Genomic DNA, 21,089 nt, shown 5'->3' with positions numbered 1-21,089 from the left:
CGTGGTCCGCCGGCTCTCCCGTACGTGCGGGTCCGGTGTCTCTCGCAGGCGCCGTGGTCCGGTGTCGGACAGGCCTAGCGGATCTCCTCCGGCGGCGTGCGGTCGCTGTCGACCTTCTCCACCCGCTCCAGCTCGCCCCACACCACATAGCGGTAGCGGGACGTGTAGACGGGCGTGCACGTCGTCAGGGTGATGTACCGGCCGGCCTTCTTCACGCCCGCCTGCTTCGGGACCGGCCCGAGGACCCGCACGTTGTACTTGGAGGTCTCCGGAAGGACCGAGAAGACCTTGTAGACGTACCAGTCGTCCTTGGTCTCGAAGACGATCGGGTCGCCCTTCCTGAGCTTGTCGATGTTGTGGAACTTGGCGCCGTGGCCGTCACGGTGGGCGGCCAGCGTGAAATTGCCCTTCCTGTCCTGCGGCAGGGCCGACTTGACGGGGTCCGTGTAGTAACCGGCGACGCCGTTGTTCAGGACCTCGGCCGACGTGCCCTTCTTGACGAGCACCTCGCCGTTCCGCATGGCCGGCACGTGCAGGAAGCCGATGCCGTTCCTGGTGTCCAGCGCGCCGGGGCCGCCCCGGTGGTCCAGCCAGGTGTCGCGGACCTGGTCGGCCTCCTTGTGCGCCGAGCGGTCGGCGATCACGTTCGTCCACCACAGCGAGTAGACGACGAAGAGACCGAGCACCAGCCCGGCGGTGATGAGGAGTTCACCGAAGACGCTGACGGCCGTCGCGATCCGGCCCGAGCCACGGCGCCCCGGCGGGGACACCGCGCCGGCGCCGGCATCCGCGTCGGCGCGCTCGTCGTGGTCCGTCCTCGCTGCCACTGTGCATCCGCCCCGTCTGGTCCGACTCAGTTGTCCCGGAAGCCCGACGACAGCGCTCTCACGCGCTACTCGACGAGCGCGTCCGGCTTGCCCTCGCTGCGCGGCCGTTCCTCGACCATCTTGCCCCAGACGATCATCCGGTACTTGCTGGTGAATTCAGGCGTGCACGTCGTCAGTGTGATGTAGCGCCCGGGTGCCGTGAAACCCGACCCCTTGGGGACGGGGTCCAGCACACCGATGTTCGACGGCGGCGTCACGGGGAGGATCGACGCCATCTCGTAGACGAAGTACTCGTCCTGCGTCTCGACGACGATCGGGTCCCCGGGCTTGAGACGGTTGATGTACCGGAATGGTTCACCGTGGGTGTTGCGGTGCCCCGCGATCCCGAAGTTGCCGGTCTTGGCCTCGGGCATCGCCGTCTTCACGCTGTCCTTGTCGTAGTGCCCGACCATCCCGCGGTCGAGGACCTTCGACTTGCTGATGCCCTCGGCGATCGGCGCCACCACGTCCAGCCTGGGAATGTGCAGGATGGCGAAACCCTGCCCCGGCTCGAACGCCCCCGGTTTGCGCTTCCCGTTCGCCCAGTCCTCCTGGAGGTGGCTCGCGGCGCTGCCCGCCTGCTGGTGCGCCCGGATGTTCGACCACCACAGCTGGTAGGTCACGAACAGCAGCATCAGGACGCCCATGGTGATGAACACCTCGCCGATGACCCGGCTCACCACCACCGCCGCCCCGGGCCGCTGCGCGCGCGCCGCACGCCGCGCCTCCACCCGGGAGCGGGGCGCTCCCGCGGCACCTTCCGCGGGCGCGGTCGTCGACGCCTCTGCGGGCGCCTGCGCGCCTCCGTGCCGTCCGCGGCGCCCGGCGGCCTTCCGGCGCGCCGCGCGGCCCCCCGGCGCGCCTGTGGCCTCGCGCCCGGCCCCGTTCGCGGCAGACCCGGCCCGGCGCGGGACCTCCGCAAGCCGCAGTGCCACCGTCTCGTCGTCCGGCAACCGCGGTGCCACCGCCGGCTGCACGACCGTGGGGTGCGCGTACGGCGCACCGGCCGGCTCCCCGTACCCGGCGGCACCCAGCGTCTGGTGGGGCGCCGCGTACGACTCCCCGTACGCCGGTCGCGACGGGTCCCGGTACTGCCGCTGCGGAGACGGGTCGGGATACTGCTGCGGCGACGGCTCGTAAGACGCCGCTCCCGGGATGCCCTCGGACGACCCGTACCAGTCCCGTGCGTACCCCTCGGGGTCGTACCACTCCTGCGCCGGCTGTTCCGGCGGGAGCGGGCCCGCCAGGGGCCCGCCGAAGGACTCACCGCCCTCGAACGCGTCAGCACCCCCGTACGCGGCCTCGCCGCCGTAGGGGGAACCGTCGCGCTCGGGGCGCAGCGCGGTCACGCCGTGGCCCTGCCCACCACCGGGGCGAGCCCCGCCGACCTCGCCACCGCGCCCTGGTCCCCGCACTCCGCCAGCCAGTTGGCGAGCATCAGGTGCCCGTGCTCGGTCAGCACCGACTCGGGGTGGAACTGCACGCCCTCGACCGGGAGTTCGCGGTGGCGCAGCCCCATCACGATCCCGTCGTGCGTGCGGGCCGTCACCTCGAGCTCGGCCGGCACCGTCCGGGGTTCGGCGGCCAGCGAGTGGTAGCGGGTCGCCGTGAAGGGGGACGGCAGGCCCGCGAAGACGCCGTTGCCCCCGTGTTCGACGAGCGAGGTCTTCCCGTGCAGCAGCTCCGGCGCGCGGTCCACCACCCCGCCGTACGCCACCTGCATCGACTGCATGCCGAGACAGACACCGAAGACGGGGACACCGGTCGCCGCGCAGTGCCGGACCATGTCGATGCAGACACCCGCCTGCTCCGGAGCGCCCGGCCCCGGCGACAGCAGCACCCCGTCGAAGCCGTCCTGGGCGTGCGCGGTCGACACCTCGTCGTTGCGCACCACCTCGCACTCCGCGCCCAGCTGGTACAGGTACTGGACGAGGTTGAAGACGAAGCTGTCGTAGTTGTCGACGACGAGAATCCGCGCGCTCACTGGTCGTCCACCGTCACATCGTTGAAGGGCAGCAGGGGTTCGGCCCACGGGAAGACGTACTGGAAGAGCACGTAGACCACCGCGAGGGCCAGGACGAGGGAGATCAACGCCCTCACCCATGCGTTCCCCGGCAGATGCCGCCAGATCCAGCCGTACATGCCGTCCCTTCCGTAGCACCACGGCACCAGAGTCACGCCGTACACCACCCGACTCATGCCGTACCGCACCAGACTAACGGCGCAGCGCCTCCGGTTTCCCGGCCTCCACAGGCTGGGTGGAATCGAGATGCGCCCAGACGATCAGCCGGTGGCTGTGCCCCCACTCCGGCTCGCAGGTGGTGAGCGTCAGATAGCGGCCCGCCCGCGTGTACCCCGACCTCTCCGGCACCGGATCGACGACGGCGACATCTCCGGGCAGCGTCCGGTACGGCTTCGTGTCGATGCGGTACGTGAACCAGGTGGTGCCGTCCGTCAGCACCACCGCGTCCCCCGGACGCAGCCTGGGAAAGTCCTTGAAGGGATCCCCGTACGTGCGGCGGTGCCCCGCGACCGCGAAGTTTCCCCGCTGCCCGAGCCGCGCGGTGCGCGCATAGTGCCCGAGCCCCTTCTTCAGGGTGCCGACTCCGGTGCCCTCGAGCACGGGCTTGTTCCACGTGAAACCAAGACGCGGCACGTACATGATCGCGAAGGGCTCGCCGTCCGCGTAGCGCGCCGGCTCCGCCGGTGCTGCTCCGGAGCTTCCGCTTCCGCCTGGGGCCGGGCTGCCCGACGGGGTGGGCACGGGCCGTACGGTCCCCTGGGACCACCGGTCCTGGAGCGTGTCGATCTGGTCGTCCATCACGCTGTCGGCCTTCACGCCGGTCCAGAACAGCACGTAGACCACGAAGAGCACGATCACGGCGCCGACGGTGATGCACAGTTCGCTGACCGTCCTGACGACCACACGCACCGACACAGGCCCCCCAGTGGCAGCTGCTCCGCTCCTCCGGCCCCTTCGCCGCCCGCTGCTCCCGCTACTCCGCAGGCGTCGCGTAGTGGAGATCCACTGTGCCCGAGTAGCCGGGAAGAGTCACCCTGCCGTCCTCCTCGACTTTCCAGCCGAGCCCGTAGACGTTGACGTACACCATGTAGTTCTGGATCGCCGCGGAGGCCGCCAGGGCCTTCTGGAGCTTCCCCGGATCACCCACCGCGGTGATCCTGTACGGCGGCGAGTAGACCCGGCCCTGGAGGATCAGGGTGTTTCCGACGCAGCGCACCGCGCTGGTGGAGATCAGCCGCTGGTCCATCACCTTGATGCCTTCGGCGCCGCCCTGCCACAAGGCGTTCACCACGGCCTGGAGATCCTGCTGGTGGATGACCAGGTAGTCGGGCTGCGGCTCCGGGTAGCCCGGCAGCTTGGCGGTCGCGTTCGGCGGGGCGTCGTTCAGCGTGACCGTGACGGCCCTGCCCCTGACCTTCCGGGTGCCCGCCTTCTTCTCCAGCGCGGCCAGCTTCGCGTCCTCGACGTCCGAGCGGCCGTCGCCGCGCTCGGCGAGCGCCTCGACGTCGTCACGCAGGGCGCCGTTGGACTCGTCGAGCTGCCCGTTCTTGTGGCTCCGTTCCTGAATGAGGTCGGAGAGCTTCAACATGGACGCATCCGTACGGATATTGGTGCCCTTGGCCGTGTTGAAGCTGGTGAAGAAGATGAGTCCCGCCAGGGCGAACACCGCTACGGTGAGCACCCGCACGGGCCGGAAACGGCGCGTACGGGCCGTGGAGGGACCCGTCCCTGGGGAGTCGGCAGAATTGCTCAACGTACCCTTATCTCCTTAGGCGCCGCGGAAGCACTACGCTAACGGACGCCCGGGGGAGCACTCAGTGTCCCCTTGTACGCTGCCCCGGAGCCCGCCCCAGTTCCCTGCGCGGCCACGCAGCGCATCGACAGGAGAGACCCTCGTGCCGAAGTCACGTATCCGCAAGAAGGCCGACTACACGCCGCCGCCGTCCAAGCAGGCGACGGCCATCAAACTGAACACCCGCGGCTGGGTCGCACCGGTCATGCTGGCCATGTTCCTCATCGGCCTCGCCTGGATCGTGGTCTTCTACGTGACCAACGGTTCGCTGCCGATCGACAGCCTGGACAACTGGAACATCGTGGTCGGTTTCGGATTCATCGCGGCGGGATTCGGCGTCTCCACGCAGTGGAAGTAACGGCTTTTCCGGTGGGGTAACGGGGGTCCACGGCGAGGTGGACCCAGCTCTGCCCCAAGCTGTCCACCAGGTTATCCACAGAAGTTTTCCACAGTGGGGAAAAAGAACGACGATCTGTGGATAACCCACTCCGCGTTGACGCCGGTGTGACTGGCCTACCGGGAAGCGGAAGCGTGTTCGCCCCCTGCCCTACCTGCGGAAACTCAGGTCAGGGACAGGGGGCACAGTTGTTCCCGCACAGCGTGCACAAGATCCGCCACAGTCTGTGGACAAACTCGGTCACTCACGTCAGCTGAGCGGTCCTGACCAGCGTCATGACGACCACAGCCGCCAGGACCAGTGCGCACGTCCCGTACTGGACGAGGCCCCGTCGCCTCCGCGGCGCGTGGATCATGGCGTATCCGACGACGACGCCCCCGGCCAGGCCACCGACGTGGGCCTGCCAGGCGATGTTGGCGCCGAAAAAGGTGAAGACCAGGTTGATCGCGAGCAGGGCGAGGACCGGGCGCATGTCGTAGTTGAGCCGGCGCATGAGGACGGCGGTCGCGCCGAAGAGACCGAAGATCGCGCCGGACGCTCCGACCGAGGGCTGATTCTGTGCGGCGATCAGATACGTCAGGGCGCTGCCGGCGAGACCGGAGACGAAGTAGAGCGCGAGGTAGCGGGCGCGGCCGAGGGCGGCTTCCAGCGGCCCGCCGATCCACCAGAGGCTGAGCATGTTGAAGGCGATGTGCGTGACGCTGCCGTGCAGGAACATCGAGGTCAGCAGCCGGTACCACTGGCCTTCCGCGACTCCTTCGACCGAGCCGAACAGAGGATCGTACGCACTGCCGAGGAGCTGGAAGCGGTTGGTGAAGCGATCACCGACCGACAACTGCACCAGGAACGCGGCCAGGTTGATGCCGATGAGGATCTTGGTGACGAGTCGGGGATCGGCGGCGACCGCGCCGCCCGCGAGCGTGCGGGGCTGCATGGCGGTGGCTGCGTGCCCGGTGCCCGACCCGTTGCGCACGCAGTCGGGGCACTGGAAGCCGACCGAGGCGCTGACCATGCAGTCCGGGCAGATGGGGCGCTCGCACCGGGTGCAGCGGATACCCGTCTCGCGGTCGGGGTGCCGGTAGCAGGTGGGCGGGCTCTGCGCGTCCTGCTGCCCCTGGTCGCTCGGGCCCTGCGGGCTGCCTGGCGCGTTGTCCATGACGGATCGTCCCCTCACCTCTGCCTACGTCGCTGCGCGGCCGGCGCACAGCGGTCCGCCCGGGTGCTGTGCGGGACCGGGCGCCGGCGCACCGCCCCGCCCATCCTTACGGACGAACGGGGCGTTTGGTTCCCCGCGGAACCCGGGGCCTCAGCCCTGGGGCCGGGTCTCCACGACGACGGACTCGATGACCACGTCGTTGACCGGACGGTCGGTGCGCGGGTTGGTCGGGGTGCTCACGATGGCGTCCACGACCTTCTGGCTGGCCACGTCGATGATTTCGCCGAAGATGGTGTGCTTGCGGGTCAGCCAGGCCGTCGGGGAGACGGTGATGAAGAACTGCGAGCCGTTGGTGCCCGGGCCGGCGTTCGCCATGGCCAGCAGGTACGGCTTGTCGAAGGCCAGGTCGGGGTGGAACTCGTCCTCGAACTGGTAACCCGGGCCGCCGGTGCCGTTGCCGAGCGGGTCGCCGCCCTGGATCATGAATCCGCTGATCACCCGGTGGAAGACCGTGCCGTCGTAGAGCTTGTCCGTGGACCTCTGGCCGGTCTCCGGGTTGACCCACTCGCGCTCGCCCTTGGCGAGTTCGACGAAGTTGCGGACCGTCTTGGGCGCGTGGTTCGGCAGGAGCCGGACTTCGATGTCGCCTTGGTTGGTCTTCAGGGTGGCGTAAAGCTGCTCAGCCACGATCTGCCTTCCGTTGCCTTCTCTGACTCCCCGATCCTCGCACGGCCCGGACGCCCGTCGCCCGTCACCACTCGTCCCTGCGCTTAGTACCGCTTCTACCGGGCACCCGGATCTTTGTCCCCGGACAGATGCCCGGAGACAGCGTCTGCAGAAAACCGGTCGAGTCCTCCCAGACGGGGGCGCGTCGCGACGATCCGTGGCATTGTCGTCGGCAAGCTCCTGCCGCCCTGTATTACCCCTATGGGACCTGATCGTCGCCTGTACGTCGTTTGATCGTCCCCTGATCGGCGTCTGCTCCAGGCTCGCCCGGGAGGGGGGTGTCCGTGACCCGGATGCCTGTCCTCACATGCTCCGGAGGCCACGGACGGGCATGATCCCGATAAGGGCGGAAAGGTGAAATACCGTACGCCACCGAGGAGGAGGAAACCCGTGACCCGCATTGACAGCGTGCGCGCCGCGACCGGCTCGGCAAAGGACAGCGTGCTGCACGCCGCGGAAGTGGTGGCGCCCTACGCCGACACGGCCAAGGACAGGGCCGCACACTACGCAAACGAGGCACGCGTACGGCTTGCGCCGAAGGTGTCGCTGGCCGCCGACCAGGCCCGCGTCCAGTACGACGCTTATCTCGCGCCGCGCCTGGAACAGGCCCTTTCGCACGTCCCGCCGAAGGTCGACCAGGCCGCGCACGACGCCGCGGTCCGCACGCGCAGGGCCGCTCGCCAGGCCGCCGATTACTCGAAGCCGAGGATCGACCAGGCCGTTGCGGCGGCTCAGCCCGCGAGCAAGGAGGCCGCGGCGCGCGGAGCTGCCGCACTGGCCGCACTGCGTGGTCAGGTCTCGCCCCAGCAGATTCAGAAGCTGGTCCGCAAGCAGCAGCGGCGGGCCCGGGCCGGCCGTCTCGCCAAGGGACTCGCCGTGCTGGGTCTCGTCACGGGCGGCGCCTACGCCGCCTGGAAGTGGTGGGACAAGCAGGCCAACCCGGACTGGCTGGTCGAGCCCCCCGCCGCCACCGAAGTGCCCGACAGCGGCCGCCTGTCGGCCGTCGACGGCAGCCAGGCCGCCCTGGACCCCGAGGTTCAGGCCAAGCAGGCCGAGGACGAATCGGCGGATCGCGACGATCTCCGCTGATCCCGGTCACCGCGCCGGCCTCAACAACGCCGTGGGGCAGAAGACTTGAGGGTCTTCTGCCCCACGGCGTTGTTTCACGTGGAACATGACGCCCGCGGCCGGAGAGCCGCCGCCGGAACACCGGGACGCACCTGTGATTTCCGGCGGCACACCAGGGCGCACCCGCACCGCCTCGAACAGCGCCGTTCTCGGCCCCGGTCGCGATGACGTTTGCAATGTCCCGCACACACGACGTCCACACAAACCCCTTAACGGAGCGCATCGCGCCGGTTACCGGGCTCGGCTCGCCCCCACCCCCACATGGCCCCCTCTTCGGACACCGTCGCGCCCCCATCACCTCGCACACCGGCTTGACGGCCTCGTGGACCACGGCCTTCCACCACTGTTTGCACAAATAAATGCAACGACAGCAAAGCATGTATCTGTGACGCGCGTCACCGCAAACCGGGTCAACCGCTCCGGGCTCTTCGCCGCGTGCCACTCGACGGGCGGCGAACCAGGGCATACGAAAAACCGGCCAGCCGCCCGAGAAGGGCGTCTGACCGGTCCGAGATGTGGAGCCTAGGGGAGTCGAACCCCTGACATCTGCCATGCAAAGACAGCGCTCTACCAACTGAGCTAAGGCCCCGGAAGAGGAACGTCCGACCGGAGAAATCTCGCACCGGCGGGCGCCGCAGACCAGAGTACCGGGTCATCCCCGGGATCTCGCAAAAAGATTGGGGGTCCCCGTGCACGACCACTCTCCGTAAGATGCTCGGCGTGGTTCGCGGCAGCGAACCGCCGTACTTGGGGAAGCGATGGGGAGACGCAATGGACGCCGCACAGCAGGAAGCGACCGCAAGAGCCCGGGAGCTGCAGCGGAACTGGTACGGGGAGCCGCTGGGGGCGCTCTTCCGTAGGCTCATCGACGATCTGGGTCTCAACCAGGCGCGTCTCGCCGGGGTGCTGGGGCTGTCCGCCCCCATGCTGTCGCAGCTGATGAGCGGCCAGCGGGCCAAGATCGGCAACCCCGCGGTGGTTCAGCGCGTGCAGTTGCTCCAGGATCTCGCCGGGCAGGTCGCGGACGGCAGTGTCAGCGCGGCCGAGGCGACCGACCGGATGGACGAGATCAAGAAGTCCCAGGGGGGCTCGGTGCTCAGCAACACCACGCAGACGACCAGCAGTTCGGGAGCCCCCACGGTCAAGCGGGTGGTGCGCGAGATCCAGTCGCTGCTGCGCTCGGTGGCGGCGGCCGGGGACATCATCGAAGCGGCGGACACCCTCGCCCCGACCCACCCGGAACTGGCAGAGTTCCTCCGGGTGTACGGCGCGGGCCGTACCTCGGACGCGGTGGCGCACTACCAGTCCCACCAGAACTGAGCCGGCCGCCCGGCCGCCGGACAACCCGCGGCAGAAGGTCCGTCGGACTTTCTGCCATGGAGGAGCGGGCAGCCGGGCACCTCACGAAATCGCGCACCAAGGGCATCGCCGGACGGCCCGGGGACACGGCACCGGGGACGGGGCCGCCGGCCGGCACGGACAGCGGAGGCGGGGCGCCCCGAAGTGCCCCGGGGCCCGGGCAATCCGACGAGCTCCAGCGAGCCGGGCACCTCGCACGAGGCCGCCGGCCGAACGCCGAAGGGGGAGCGAGGCACGACCATGGGTGAGGTCTTCGCCGGCCGGTACGAACTGGCCGACCCGATCGGGCGCGGGGGAGTCGGTGCCGTCTGGCGCGCCTGGGACCACCGGCGGCGCCGGTACGTGGCCGCAAAGGTCCTGCAGCAGAGCGACGCGCACTCGCTGCTGCGTTTCGTACGTGAGCAGGCGCTGCGGATCGATCACCCCCATGTGCTCGCGCCGGCCAGCTGGGCCGCCGACGACGACAAGGTCCTCTTCACGATGGACCTGGTGGCCGGGGGTTCCCTGGTCCATCTCGTCGGCGACTACGGCCCGTTGCCGCCGCTCTTCGTCTGCACTCTGCTCGACCAGCTCCTCGCGGGGCTCGCCGCCGTGCACGCGGAAGGGGTGGTGCACCGTGACATCAAGCCCGCCAACGTGCTGCTGGAAGCCACCGGCACGGCCCGGCCGCGGCTGCGTCTCTCCGACTTCGGCATCGCCATGCGTCTCGGCGAGCCACGGCTGACCGAGACCAACTACGTGGTGGGCACGCCGGGTTACCTCGCGCCCGAGCAGATGACGGGGGCCGATCCCGACTTCCCGGCCGATCTGTTCGCCGTGGGACTGGTCGCCCTCTATCTGCTGGAAGGTGCCAGGCCCGACGCCAAGGCGCTGATCGAGCACTTCGCGGCGCACGGCACACCCCGGGCGCCGCAGAGCATCCCCGAACCGCTGTGGCAGGTCGTGGCGACGCTGCTGCAACCCGATCCGGACGCACGGTTCCGTACCGCGACGGGGGCCCGCAAGGCCCTCGCCTCAGCCGTCGAGCTGCTGCCCGAACCCGGCCCCGACGACGAACTCGTCGAGGTCTTCGACCAGGTGGGGCCGCTGCCCACGGGATTCGGACCCGAGGGACCCCTCCACAGAGCGCCGGGGCTCGCCACCCACCCGGGCGTCGTGTCTCCCGACGCCACGGACACGACACCGCCACGGCCGGGCCGCGGTGCGCATCCTGCGACCCCTTCGTTCCCCGGCTCCGGCACCGCACCCCCGTACCCGGGCCCCGTCGCGGCACCGCTTGCCACCGGCGGCACGCTCCCGCCGCACCCCGGCGGCGGAGCGGCGCCCCCGCCGCCCGACAGCGGCACGTTCCCCCGGTATCCCGGCAGCGGCGCGACACCCCCGTATCCGGGCACCGGCGGCGTGCCCCACCATCCCGCCCCCGGCGCAGTGCCCCGCCTTCCTGCGACTGCGGCGCCTTCGCTCCCCGGTGCCGGGGACGTTCCTCCGCTGCCGGGCTCGGGAAACGTTCCTCCGCTCCCGGGTACGGGAAACGTTCCTCCGCTCCCGGGTGCTGACAACTCGCGCCCGCCTGCCGGCACCGGGGCGCCTGTTCCGCAGTCCGGCTCCCACACCGGAACACCGGCGTCCGGCCCCGGCTCGGCGCCTCCGGACGCCGGGACCGACACCGGGTACGCGCACTCCTACAAGGGCGCGATACCTCCCCGCCCGGCCACGGAACCGGTACCGCCACAGCTGCCGCGCCCCCACCCGGACTCGACGCCGCACTCCCGCACCTGGCGGCCCGCGGACCGGACGCCGCCCCTCCCCCACCCCGACGCCACGCCCCCGCAACCGCCCACCATGTCGGACACCGGAAGCTTCCACCTGCCGCCGCCCATCGCGCAGGCGGCGGCCCCTCGGCCCCGGTCAGCCGCTCCCACGCCCCCGCGCACTCCGCCGGCACCGGTGGAGCTGCCGACGCCGGCCCCCGTCCACGCTCTCCCCTTCGCGCCCGCGCATGTCGCCACCCGTCACCAGCCGACGGCCCCCATGACCGCGGTGCCGCAGCACGCGTTCGCCTCGACCGGCGCGTCCACCGCCCGGCCACCGCAGCTCGCACGGCCGTCGCAGTCGGCCGCACGGCACCGCACCAGGCGTCCGGGACCACCCGCGAAGGTGGCCGTCCCCATGCTGTTGCTCGCGCTCATCTGCTACGCCGTGGGCTTCTGGGCACTGGCGCGGGTCTGAGCGGACGGTCCCGGCTCAGCCGCCCGGGGTACGAGCGGTCCCCGCACGCGCCGCACTCCCGCGCCGTCGTGCCACCGCCGTCCACAAGGCGAGCGTCAGTGTCAGCGCGCATCCGGAGCCGATTCCCGTCGCGGCGATCCACTTCATCACGGGGCCACCGCCGCCGGCACTCCCGCCGCCGCTGCCGTCGGCGCCACCGCCTGCCGAACCGCCCGCCACGGCACCCGCCGCCTCCGCACGGTCCTCCGCCGTGACCTCGAAGGCGTCGCGCGGCACGGCGGGCCCCGCGTAGGCCGGACCGTCCTGCGCCTCGCCGCTCACCCGCACGCGCAGTGTCAGGTCGAGCGGTGCGTCGCCGGACTTCTCGGCGACCCGCGCACCGAGATGCAGCACGAGGTAGTACGAACCGGCGAACCGCATCCCGCTCGTCCGGGCGCTGATCGCGTAGCGGTTCTCGTACGCGACCGGTGCCGGCGCGGGCAGGACGGCCTGCCGCCGACTGCCTCCGTACCCGGTACCCACGTCCTCGACGAAGCCCCGTACGGGGTTGTACAACGCCACGCTCAGCGCGGTGCCGACGTAGCGGCCGCCGCTGTCCGTACTGCCGAGCTCGGCGGTCGCGTACAGCTGTTGCCCCCAGTCGAGGGGCACCTTGTAGAAGAGCGTCCCACCGGCTTCGAGGCCGGTCCGCCAGACGCCCTCTCCGAGCGGGACGGCCGTGCTGAAGCCCGTACCTCCCGGGCGGCGCCGGGGGTCGCCCGGGAGGGCTTGTGGCGGTACGGAGTTCCAGGTGCGGGGAGCGTCCGTCGCACCGGCCTTCCGCAGCCGCGGCTCCGTCACATAGCCCAGCTCCAGGTCCCAGTCGTCCGAGGCGGAAACGGGCGGACCGCTGCGCTCGACGACCGCGTAATACGTCCCCGCCTCCTGGCACACGTACTCGGTGCGGCCGATCTCGCGGAACGCCGAGGCGGCGACGGGGTGCGGGCTCTGGGTGGCGCCGACGTGGGCGGCCTTGGCGGAGCAGGTCGAGCCGTCGGCCTCCTGGACGGACACCTTGATGCCGTCGGCCGCGGAGACCTCGCTGCCCGGCGCGGGAACGGCCGTGACGGAGACGTACGCGTTCGACACGGCGTCGAGTTCAAGGCGGTAATAGAGCTTTCCGTCCTTCGCGATGGAACTCCGGTACGTCCCGCCGGGCTCCAGGCGGACCGTCCCTGTGGTGCCGTCGGCGCCCTCGACCGTCCTGGCGTCCTCGGCGAAGCCGTACGGATCCGGGTCGCCGGCCGACGACAGCAGCGGCGCCTGCACGGGGGGCCCGGACACGGCCTCCGTACGGGCGCCCTCACCAAGGCCATGGCCCGCGCCGGCCGTGGACGGTGTCGCCGCCGCCTGCCCCGGCACCGCCGCCGTGACGCCCAACGCCCCGGTCGTGCACAGCACCGCCACCACCACCACCGGTGTCCGGCCGCGCCGTGGCCCAGCGCGCCGCTCCGCCGTGCGCCGCCCCATCCCGCGCCACCCCTCGCCGTTGCCCCCGACCGTGGCGCCCATCCTGCCCCGCGTACCGCCCCAGCGCCTGTGCTCTGCGCAGGAGCGGCCGAAACGAAACTCCCCACGCCCCGCCACAGCCCCGGCATCGAACCGGAGGACGTCGGGACAACACAAAACCCCGGCCGTAGGGACGGCCGGGGTCTGTCTGAGACTGGTACTCCTCAGGAACCCGTGGGCACGGAGTCAGTCGCCTCCGTCCACAGATCCTGCTCGGCGCGATCCGCCTGGATCTGGCGGTACACGAGGAGCCCGCCGATGGCGGCCAGTCCGACCAGAAGAAGCTTCTTCACCGCGCGACCTCGTCTTTCCTTGACGTAGGGGACCTCTGGCGCCCGACTATACACACCGACCGATACCGATCGGTGACCTGCGTCGGCCCCCAACTCCCGCCCCGTACGCCTCAGTAGGACCACGGCACGGCACCTCATTCACAGGGTGACAACTCATCACACGCTGTGACTTTTCATCGCCCTTCCTGCGTTTCCGGGCTTCCTGCACCCATCCGGGTGGTGTTCATCTGAACATCGACGCGCCACGGGCGTCGGTCCACCACTTCGCGGCGCTCATACACATCATGAGGAAAGTACGCAAATCGCCCAACCCGAAAGTGAGGGGCCGTGGCCCAGAACAAGGTCATGAAGCTGTGGAACGTCGTCTTCACCGCCTTCCTGGCGCTGTGCACGACACTCGGACTCATCACCACCGTCGCCGCCGCGGCGGTACCCCAGGCCGGGACACCGCGCAACACGAGCGCCGACGTGAGCCTGCTGACGGCGTCCCCCTGGGCCTGGTCCTACAGCAGGTCACTGCCCCCCACCATGAAGCAGCGCATCCACGCCGAGGCCCATGGTTCCTCACCGAGCTGCCGCCACCGCGCGACCGACGACGATGCCGCGGCCGACACGGGCGCCCTCTGCGACACCGAGTCGTTCGCCCATGCCCATACGGAACCCGTCACACCTCTTCAGCGCTGAGCACGGCGGCAGCACCACCAGGCACGCCCCTGACGTAGCGGCGAACTTGCGTACAAAGCCACACAGGGCAAAAGGCCCGGCGACTCGGACGAGTCGCCGGGCCTTCGCCATGCCGACACAGCGACGGTCCGGACAGCAGCGCTTGGAGAGCGACGGTCCGGACAGCAGCGCTTGGAGAGCGACGGTCCGGACAGCAGCGCTTGGAGAGCGACGGTCCGGACAGCAGCGCTTGGAGAGCGACGGTCCGGACAGCAACGGTCCAGCGGGCAGGGCCGGACAGCAGCGGTCCGGCCGGGACACGATGAGCCGGGCGGTCGGCACAGCGCCGACGAGTCCCGACGGACGGTTCATCCTCCGGACGCGGGTCCCGACCAACATCGTGGGACGGAGCCCGACCCCAACTACGCGGACACCCCCTCGGCGGAAAGCCGTAAGTCACCGGCCTCTTCCATCCACCGACGCCACCGGACACGCCGAAGGCCCCCAGGCGATTCGCCTGGGGGCCTTCGTGCTGGTGGGGCTAACAGGATTTGAACCTGTGGCCTCATCCTTATCAGGTCGATCACGCCGGATACGCGTGCTGGGTGAACCGGCCTGCGGCCTGGATCGCTGGTTCGCCTAGGTTCAGCATCGACCGCCGCTGTTCGCCCCTGTTGGTGTCAGCCACTGGTGTCAACGTCAGCGTCGTACTTGACGGCTGGCCGCTACAGCAGTACTGGGGTGACTCCGCAGGTGCGCGCGGACGAGCAACAAGACGACGATTACGGTGACCAGCTGCGTCGCCGAGTCGAGGACTGCGGCAAGGGGCTGGGCTCCGATCACACAGCTAGCTACTGCTCCGAGCAATACCCATTGGGCGCTGTCAGTGGCTCGTGGAACAGTGGTACTAGCGCCAAAGCTTCCGTGCTGAAGCTGGGCGCTGTGGGTCGGACGGGGCGTGTACATGTTCCTCCTGGCTCTCTCGGGGCGCACCTGCCTCTCGCCAAAGTGCTCGGGTGCGCCCCGCATCTCGTCTGGGCCTGACCTTTCTCGGCACGCCACTGACAGATGAGAGGCCCAATTCTGCTTACGGACATGCGCTTTACTCCCGCACGCCGTTGCACGTGGAACCCGCTCAACGTCAACTGCGCTGCCTAGCAAGGGCAGTTCCGTTGGTTGGCTTGCTGATAGTGGCACGCCCGTTACCACCAGCCAATCTGGTTATCCACAGGCCCTGGGTACAACCTCGGCATACCTGTGCAGAGTTGACCCACAGCTGTGTGGGACTTGCGGGATAGGCCTGTGGGTAGCTGACTGCACCACACTAGAAAGACCCGTTGACCAGCAGGTTTCTTCGTCCCCAGCTGTGCACAAAAGAAACTTTGCCGGTCGCACCTAGATCGCCTCTTGTCGTGCACGGGAGTACACGCCATAGGGCAGGAAGTAAGGGCCAATGTAGGTTTGCACCCCTCACCCATGAAGGGTCGCTTCGCCTGCCCCATCCAAGCCACCACCTACCCCAGCTCCCATCCCGTCCGCCGTCGACCCACACACCGTGGAGCGGGCGTGGTTCATGGCGTCCAGGTGGAGCGCGCCACTGTACGAACGACCTGGACGCCATGGGCCGCGTCTGCTCGGCTCTGCCTGGGTCGGCGGTGGTCGGGATGGGAGCTCTCCGCGCACGCCACTACGGGCCGGCGGCCGGGAACGGCGCCCCCTCCATCCCGGTGCCGGCCGATCCCCCGCCGGAGGCATCGTCTTTGACCGTGGGCCGCTCTATGGGGTGATCGACTCATGGCTTCCGGCCCTATCCACATGTGGGCGCGCGTCGGCGGCGGCAGCGCCGAGCGGGCCGAAGGCAGGAGCGCGGGCGCAGCCAGAGCCGGGAAGCGCGCCCGGCGGAGCGGAGCGCAGCCGGGGCTTGATGAGGTAGAGAAACTCGTAACAGCTTCGCCCTAGCTTGGTCAGGCTGACGGTGCATCGGTGGTCAGGAGTCGGCTCGTGAATCCGGCTCGGCAAAGGCGCTCGTACGCTTCGAGCACGTCGGCAGGCAGTGGCTGGCTGATCATGAATCCCTGCTTGGGGTAGATCATCAGTCGCTGAAGCGCACCGACCAGCATGTCGATCACCAAGCGGGCGTCGCCGATGGAGTCGACGTACTCGTCGAGCGTCATCGGAGTGGAAGCGCTGACGACCTCGACTTCGGGCCAGAGCTTGCGTGCCGTGGCATACGCTCGCCGCTCCTCGTACGGCTTGCTGATCAGGAGCACCGAGGACACCTCGATCCCCCCCTCCTCCAACAGCTCCCGCGAGAAGCGGATGTTCTCGCCCGTGTTGCGTGCCCGTGACTCCACTAGAACGGCCGTGCTAAGAACACCGAGTTCCAGTGCCCGTTCCCGGTAGTGGACGGCTTCACCGCGGGGCATGCGTTCTCGTGTCGTAGGGCTGGTGGCACCGGTGAACAGGAGTAGGGAAGCCATGCCGCGCCTGTACAGGTCCACTGCCGTGTCGGCCACTCCCAGGTCGTGGCTGCCGAGCCCGATGGCAACCGAGCACGGCCGGGGTGAGTGACCCATTTGGTGGTAGTCCCACACGCGCCGGGCGTCTGCCCAATCCTGTGTCGAGATCACTGCTACCCCTCACTGTTCTTCGCTGAGTCGGGCACCTTGAAGTCGTACTCCCACGCGAAGCGCGATGCTGCGTGTACCCCGATGGCGAATTCCACGACGATGCCCGCGGCCGTATAGGTCGTCCGATGCAGCTCGACCACCGGTTCGCCCGGCGGCAGCTGGAGCTGCTTCACCTCGTCCGGCGTGGCGGCTCGGGCGAACAGTCGCTCCCTCATGTGGTCGATCTCGTAACCCGCGTCGTACAGCACACGAAATCCGCCGCCTCGGCCGGCGGGCCCGGGCGTGGGATCCACCAGTCGCGTGCCTTCAACGTGCTCAGGCCGGTAGTAGCTGGTCAACGTGTGCGTCGGCTGGTCGCCTTCCTTGACCAACCGTGCGCGGGCGTAGACCTCGGCACCTTCCGGCAGGCCATGGGCAGCTGCTACCTCCGGGGGCGCTACGAGGCGGCTGACCGTCTGGGTCTGCTCGTTCCGGCGGTATGCCCGTCCGGAAGCCACACGGTCCGCGATGAAAGCGACCTCGTCGCCGTCCCGCCACTTGGCCTTGTCGTACCTGGCGATGCCGAGTCGCTTAAGAGGCACTCGCTCACGCACCACGGTTCCGTGACCGCGAGATGACGTCACCAGCCCCTCGGCCTCAAGCGCCTTGTAGGCCTGATGGACGGTGGACTTACTGCCCTCGCCCGCTGCGACCAGCTCCCTGATCTGCGGGAGCTGCTGGCCGGGGGCGTACTCACCCCTCTTGATCTGTTCAGCCAGCTTGTCCGCCAGCTCCCGCCACTTGGGCGCCATTGCATGACTCCTCTCAACCAGTCCAGTCAAGCACAGTCCCAGGACTGTTGACAGTCCTAGGACTGCGTGCCACAGTCTTGCCAAGCCCACCGCAGTCCTAGGACAGCGGGAAGGAAAGGCCTTCTTTGGGCTGCTCCAAAGCTTCAAAACAGGGAGTGCTTATGCCGTCGTTCAAGATCGACCTTTCGACCGCCGTCGTGTTCGTGGCGACCGCGCCGGAACCGAAGATGGCGAACAAGAAGACCGGTGAGCGGGCCATGGACCGGGACAACCCGAGCCTGGGGCTGTCCACGGTGGGCCTGCTGGTCTCGGACGAGGGGGAGGGCAACCTCTATCAGGTGACCGTCCCGGAGAACGGCTACCCGGAGAACCTCGTGCCGGGGACGCCCGTCAAGGTGCACGGCCTGAAGGCGCGGGACTGGGAGAACGAGTTCAACGGCCAGAAGCGGCACGGGATCTCGTTCCGCGCGGTCGCGATCACCCCGGCGGCCTGATCATGGCTGACCTGACGATGTGCCTGGAGGCCACGGGAGCGTTAGCGGGGGCCGGCGGTCTCGGCTACGCGAGGGTACGGGCCCCGCGGGTCTACTGGTCGCTGGTGGGCATGCCGCTCACCTGGGGCCGGTTCACCTTCTCGTACCGGTCGACGATGGACGTGTGCGGGCTGACGGTTCAGCCGTCCGGGCTGCGGGCGTTCATGACACGCAGCGTCGCTCGTCGCGAGGTCCAGCCAGTACCGCCGAAGATCCGTCGTGTCCGGCCCACGTCGACCGGGCTGCGGGTGACGCTGCGGCTTCCGGCCGGCCTGGAGCCCGCCGACGTGACGGCTTCCTCCGAGCGGCTGCGGCACGCCTGGGGTGTGCACTCCGTGACCGTGGTGGAGACGAAGCCCGGGTTTGTCGAGCTGCGCATGACCGGGTATGACGTGCTGCGCCGGGTGCGGATGCCGCGCAAGGCTGCCCCGCACGATCTGGTGGTGCCGGTGGCGTTGCGGGAGGACGGGACCGCGTTCGAGCGAGACTATCGCAAGGCCCCGATGGCGCTGACGCTGGGCGCGAATCACTCGGGCAAGTCGATGTATCAGCGGAACCTGATCAAAGGGCTGGCTCAGTTGCCGGTGGCGCTGGTCGGTATCGACTGCAAGCGCGGGGTGGAACAGTCCGCGTTCGCTCCCCGGCTGTCGGCCCTGGTCACCACTCCCGACGATGCCTCTTCCCTGCTTGCGGTCCTGGTCGCGGAGATGGAAGACCGCTTCGACCTGCTGAGCCGGAACGGGGTCTCAGACGTGTGGGAGCTGCCCGAACATCTGCGGCCGGTGCCGGTCGTCGTCCTGGTCGACGAGGTGGCAGAGCTGTTCTTGATCTCGGCGAAGAAGGACGAGGAACGCCGCGAGCGGATCGTCACGGCACTGATCCGGCTGGCGCAGATGGCCCGCGCGGTCGGGATCTACCTGGAAATCTGCGGACAGCGTTTCGGCTCCGACCTGGGCAAAGGCGCCACCATGCTCCGTGCCCAGCTCACAGGCCGTGTCGTGCACCGGGTCAATGACAAGCAGACCGCCGAAATGGGCCTGGCGGACGTGGCTCCGGACGCCGCATTGGCTGCCGGTCTGATCCCGATGGAGCGTCCCGGGACGGCTGTCGCGGTCGACTCGACGGGCGGCTGGTCGAAGATCCGCACCCCGCACACGTCCCGCGCGGAAGTGATCGCAGCCTGCCGACAGTTCGCCCACCTGGTCCCGGACTTCCCCGCCCTCGATCCGTTCCGGCCTCTCGTGCCCACAGAGGCGCCGGTGGCCGGTCCGTCGCTGGTCAAGCCGCGCCCGGTCACCGACTGATCACCGGGGCCCGGGCGGTCGGCCACCGCTCCCCGCCCCTTCCCTCGCCCAACCCCCTCGAAGGGAGGTGCCCCCATGCCCCGCTCGATCCGTATCGACGCCGTGCTGGTCCAGGCCGTCATCGCTGGCGCGCTGTCCTTTGCCCACCTGCATGACCTGGCCGAAGCCGCCGGACAGTCCGGCTGGAAAGCCTGGGCCTACCCGATCTCCGTCGACCTGCTCCTGGTCGCCGCTTGGCGCCGATTGCGCACGGCCCGCCGGGACCGCTCCGCCTGGACCTGGTTCGTCATCGCCCTGTTCGCCTCGCTCGGCGCGAACATCGCAACGGCCGGACTCCTCGACCTGGCCCACGTGCCCGACTGGCTACGCATCCTCGTTGCTGGCTGGCCCGCCCTGGCTTTCCTCGGCGGAACTCTCCTGGTCCACACCCCTGCCGATAACCCCGGCTCTACTCCTGCAGAGCCTGTGGACGACGAGCCGCAAGCCTCGCCGGAAATCGACGTCACGCGCGAAACCCCCGCTCCCAACCCGCCCCCGGCGCCTGCTGCTCCGGAGCTGAGCCCGGCGCCGCCACAGCCCGCGCCGAACGCGCCCGCGGTTCCGGCCGCGCTGCTGGATCACGCCCGCAAGATCGCCGACGCACACAAGGCGTCTACCGGCGCCCCGATGCCCACCGACGTCCTCTCGGCCCGACTTGGCTTGCCCGCGCCGATGACCGACGCAATCGCCGCCCAACTCCAGCTCATCTGACCAGGAGGAGGAAGCACATGCAGACCTTTAACCGCCCGTCCGACTACATCGACGCCGCCCGCGAGATGGCCATCGCCGACCGTCCGGCCCTGGCTCGCCTGCTCGCCGAGGAGGCCGCCGACCGCACCTCGAACCCGCAGGACAAGGCCCGCATCCTCGCCGAGTTCCCCGGCCACAGCCTCAGGCAGGAGGACTGACCCCATGACCGTCTACCGCCGCTTCCGTAACCGGATCCGGATCGGGCCCGTGCAGGTCGGCACGTACTTCGACGGCCGGGGGCGCGAGATGCACACCGCCGCCTGCACCGCCCCGCGCTGCGGCTTCTCCGCCGACTACCACGACCGCTCCGCCGCCGAACTCGCCGCCCGCACCCACCGCTGCAAGGCATAGGAGGACACCGCGTCATGGACGTCCCGCTCTGGCTTGCGCTGCTCATCGTCGGATTCCTCGGCATCAAGCTCATCCGCCCGCCCTGGTGGCTGGTGGCCGTGCTCCTCCTCGGCGGCTACCTCCTCGCCGACAGCCTCCTGTCCCCGGTCATCGACACCGCGGTCAAGTAACCCGCGAAAGGAGATCCGCCCATGTTCCGTCCCAAGCTCCCGACCATGCCGCAGCCCACGGGCCTGGCCACCCCGCCGACCGTGGTTGAGCCGACCAGCAGTACGCCGGGTACCCCGGCGACTCCGCCGGCCCCGGTCGCTTCGGCCCCGACCCGTTCCACGATCCAGGTCACGCCCGGCACCGCGCTCGCCCTCGTCGGCGGCGGTACCGCCGTCGTCCTCGTCGTCGGTGCGGTCTTGGTCTCGATGCTCCTGGCGGTCGCCATCACGGGCGTGTCCGTCGCCCTGGTCGCCGTCGTCCTGCGCCTGCTCGTCAACGACATGCACAAGGGACGGTGAGC

The 21,089-nt window shown here is 69.6% G+C and carries 24 protein-coding genes and 1 tRNA gene; 12 read left to right on the top strand and 13 right to left on the bottom strand.

Translation table 11 applies throughout. The annotated features are described in order from the left end of the window. Positions 1–74: 74 nt before the first annotated feature. The 6 genes from AC0ZLC_RS18445 to AC0ZLC_RS18420 form a co-directional block, all read right to left on the bottom strand. On the bottom strand, positions 75–827 hold the full coding sequence (locus AC0ZLC_RS18445; RefSeq protein WP_476753045.1) for a class E sortase: 753 nt from the start codon (positions 825–827) through the stop codon (positions 75–77). 65 nt (positions 828–892) lie between these two features. Continuing rightward, positions 893–2,215, bottom strand: a complete 1,323-nt coding sequence (locus tag AC0ZLC_RS18440; protein ID WP_476753044.1) for a class E sortase — start codon at positions 2,213–2,215, stop codon at positions 893–895. After that, complete coding sequence (locus tag AC0ZLC_RS18435) at positions 2,212–2,850, bottom strand: aminodeoxychorismate/anthranilate synthase component II (protein ID WP_476753043.1); 639 nt, start codon at positions 2,848–2,850, stop codon at positions 2,212–2,214. The genes AC0ZLC_RS18440 and AC0ZLC_RS18435 overlap by 4 nt, the downstream gene beginning before the upstream one ends. Further along, entirely contained in the window at positions 2,847–3,065 is a 219-nt protein-coding gene (locus AC0ZLC_RS18430; RefSeq protein WP_388785296.1) for a hypothetical protein, read from the bottom strand. Before AC0ZLC_RS18430 ends, AC0ZLC_RS18435 begins: the two co-directional genes overlap by 4 nt. A gap of 16 nt (positions 3,066–3,081) precedes the next feature. Continuing rightward, a complete protein-coding gene (locus AC0ZLC_RS18425) occupies positions 3,082–3,798 on the bottom strand; it encodes a class E sortase (RefSeq protein WP_476753139.1) in 717 nt (238 codons plus the stop codon). A gap of 64 nt (positions 3,799–3,862) precedes the next feature. After that, a complete protein-coding gene (locus AC0ZLC_RS18420) occupies positions 3,863–4,642 on the bottom strand; it encodes a DUF881 domain-containing protein (protein WP_476753042.1) in 780 nt (259 codons plus the stop codon). A 142-nt stretch (positions 4,643–4,784) separates the two neighbouring features. On the opposite strand from AC0ZLC_RS18420, the gene crgA reads away from it, so the two are divergent. Beyond that, positions 4,785–5,039: a cell division protein CrgA gene (gene crgA, locus AC0ZLC_RS18415; protein WP_358855131.1), complete on the top strand. Its 255-nt coding sequence runs from the start codon at positions 4,785–4,787 to the stop codon at positions 5,037–5,039. Between the two features lie 283 nt (positions 5,040–5,322). Here the strand turns inward: crgA and AC0ZLC_RS18410 are convergent, their stop codons facing one another. Next, positions 5,323–6,234 (bottom strand): rhomboid family intramembrane serine protease, encoded by a 912-nt coding sequence (locus AC0ZLC_RS18410; RefSeq protein ID WP_476753041.1) that lies wholly within the window; start codon positions 6,232–6,234, stop codon positions 5,323–5,325. A gap of 150 nt (positions 6,235–6,384) precedes the next feature. Beyond that, positions 6,385–6,921 (bottom strand): peptidylprolyl isomerase, encoded by a 537-nt coding sequence (locus AC0ZLC_RS18405; protein WP_476753040.1) that lies wholly within the window; start codon positions 6,919–6,921, stop codon positions 6,385–6,387. A gap of 429 nt (positions 6,922–7,350) precedes the next feature. On the opposite strand from AC0ZLC_RS18405, the gene AC0ZLC_RS18400 reads away from it, so the two are divergent. Further along, entirely contained in the window at positions 7,351–8,049 is a 699-nt protein-coding gene (locus AC0ZLC_RS18400) for a DUF5324 family protein (protein WP_476753039.1), read from the top strand. A gap of 555 nt (positions 8,050–8,604) precedes the next feature. On the opposite strand, the gene AC0ZLC_RS18395 is transcribed toward AC0ZLC_RS18400, so the two are convergent. Continuing rightward, positions 8,605–8,677: transfer RNA gene (locus AC0ZLC_RS18395), tRNA-Ala, on the bottom strand. A 182-nt stretch (positions 8,678–8,859) separates the two neighbouring features. Between AC0ZLC_RS18395 and AC0ZLC_RS18390 the strand changes: the two genes are divergently transcribed. Continuing rightward, positions 8,860–9,408: a helix-turn-helix domain-containing protein gene (locus tag AC0ZLC_RS18390; RefSeq protein ID WP_476753038.1), complete on the top strand. Its 549-nt coding sequence runs from the start codon at positions 8,860–8,862 to the stop codon at positions 9,406–9,408. Between the two features lie 279 nt (positions 9,409–9,687). Next, on the top strand, positions 9,688–11,676 hold the full coding sequence (locus AC0ZLC_RS18385) for a serine/threonine-protein kinase (protein ID WP_476753037.1): 1,989 nt from the start codon (positions 9,688–9,690) through the stop codon (positions 11,674–11,676). Positions 11,677–11,691: 15 nt separating this feature from the next. Here the strand turns inward: AC0ZLC_RS18385 and AC0ZLC_RS18380 are convergent, their stop codons facing one another. Further along, positions 11,692–13,227, bottom strand: coding sequence for a hypothetical protein (locus AC0ZLC_RS18380; RefSeq protein ID WP_476753036.1), 1,536 nt, complete (start codon positions 13,225–13,227; stop codon positions 11,692–11,694). A gap of 161 nt (positions 13,228–13,388) precedes the next feature. Then, on the bottom strand, positions 13,389–13,517 hold the full coding sequence (locus AC0ZLC_RS18375) for a DLW-39 family protein (RefSeq protein ID WP_476753035.1): 129 nt from the start codon (positions 13,515–13,517) through the stop codon (positions 13,389–13,391). A 327-nt stretch (positions 13,518–13,844) separates the two neighbouring features. Here AC0ZLC_RS18375 and AC0ZLC_RS18370 point away from each other — a divergent pair, with 327 nt between their 5' ends. Further along, complete coding sequence (locus AC0ZLC_RS18370) at positions 13,845–14,201, top strand: DUF6344 domain-containing protein (RefSeq protein ID WP_476753034.1); 357 nt, start codon at positions 13,845–13,847, stop codon at positions 14,199–14,201. A 1,943-nt stretch (positions 14,202–16,144) separates the two neighbouring features. On the opposite strand, the gene AC0ZLC_RS18365 is transcribed toward AC0ZLC_RS18370, so the two are convergent. Both AC0ZLC_RS18365 and AC0ZLC_RS18360 read right to left on the bottom strand, forming a co-directional pair. Then, entirely contained in the window at positions 16,145–16,810 is a 666-nt protein-coding gene (locus tag AC0ZLC_RS18365; RefSeq protein ID WP_476753033.1) for a YdcF family protein, read from the bottom strand. 2 nt (positions 16,811–16,812) lie between these two features. Next, positions 16,813–17,601, bottom strand: coding sequence for a GntR family transcriptional regulator (locus AC0ZLC_RS18360; protein WP_476753032.1), 789 nt, complete (start codon positions 17,599–17,601; stop codon positions 16,813–16,815). A gap of 161 nt (positions 17,602–17,762) precedes the next feature. Between AC0ZLC_RS18360 and AC0ZLC_RS18355 the strand changes: the two genes are divergently transcribed. The 7 genes from AC0ZLC_RS18355 (at position 17,763) to AC0ZLC_RS18325 (ending at position 21,087) form a co-directional block, all read left to right on the top strand. Further along, the gene (locus AC0ZLC_RS18355) at positions 17,763–18,095 is read left to right on the top strand and encodes an SCO3933 family regulatory protein (protein ID WP_385642369.1); all 333 of its coding nucleotides are present in this window, start codon (positions 17,763–17,765) and stop codon (positions 18,093–18,095) included. A gap of 2 nt (positions 18,096–18,097) precedes the next feature. Continuing rightward, a complete protein-coding gene (locus AC0ZLC_RS18350) occupies positions 18,098–19,438 on the top strand; it encodes an FtsK/SpoIIIE domain-containing protein (protein ID WP_476753031.1) in 1,341 nt (446 codons plus the stop codon). Positions 19,439–19,513: 75 nt separating this feature from the next. Beyond that, positions 19,514–20,188, top strand: a complete 675-nt coding sequence (locus AC0ZLC_RS18345; protein ID WP_476753030.1) for a DUF2637 domain-containing protein — start codon at positions 19,514–19,516, stop codon at positions 20,186–20,188. Between the two features lie 17 nt (positions 20,189–20,205). Then, on the top strand, positions 20,206–20,385 hold the full coding sequence (locus tag AC0ZLC_RS18340) for a hypothetical protein (RefSeq protein WP_476753029.1): 180 nt from the start codon (positions 20,206–20,208) through the stop codon (positions 20,383–20,385). A gap of 4 nt (positions 20,386–20,389) precedes the next feature. Beyond that, complete coding sequence (locus AC0ZLC_RS18335) at positions 20,390–20,578, top strand: mobile element transfer protein (protein WP_476753028.1); 189 nt, start codon at positions 20,390–20,392, stop codon at positions 20,576–20,578. A 14-nt stretch (positions 20,579–20,592) separates the two neighbouring features. Further along, positions 20,593–20,748 (top strand): hypothetical protein, encoded by a 156-nt coding sequence (locus AC0ZLC_RS18330; protein WP_376326665.1) that lies wholly within the window; start codon positions 20,593–20,595, stop codon positions 20,746–20,748. A 21-nt stretch (positions 20,749–20,769) separates the two neighbouring features. Next, the gene (locus AC0ZLC_RS18325) at positions 20,770–21,087 is read left to right on the top strand and encodes a SpdD-like protein (protein ID WP_476753027.1); all 318 of its coding nucleotides are present in this window, start codon (positions 20,770–20,772) and stop codon (positions 21,085–21,087) included. Positions 21,088–21,089: the final 2 nt, after the last annotated feature.

The sequence above is a fragment of the Streptomyces sp. GLSS-08 genome (assembly GCF_056387915.1).
The sequence above is the reverse complement of the archived record's forward strand: the minus strand, read 5'-3'. Positions and strand labels throughout refer to the sequence as shown.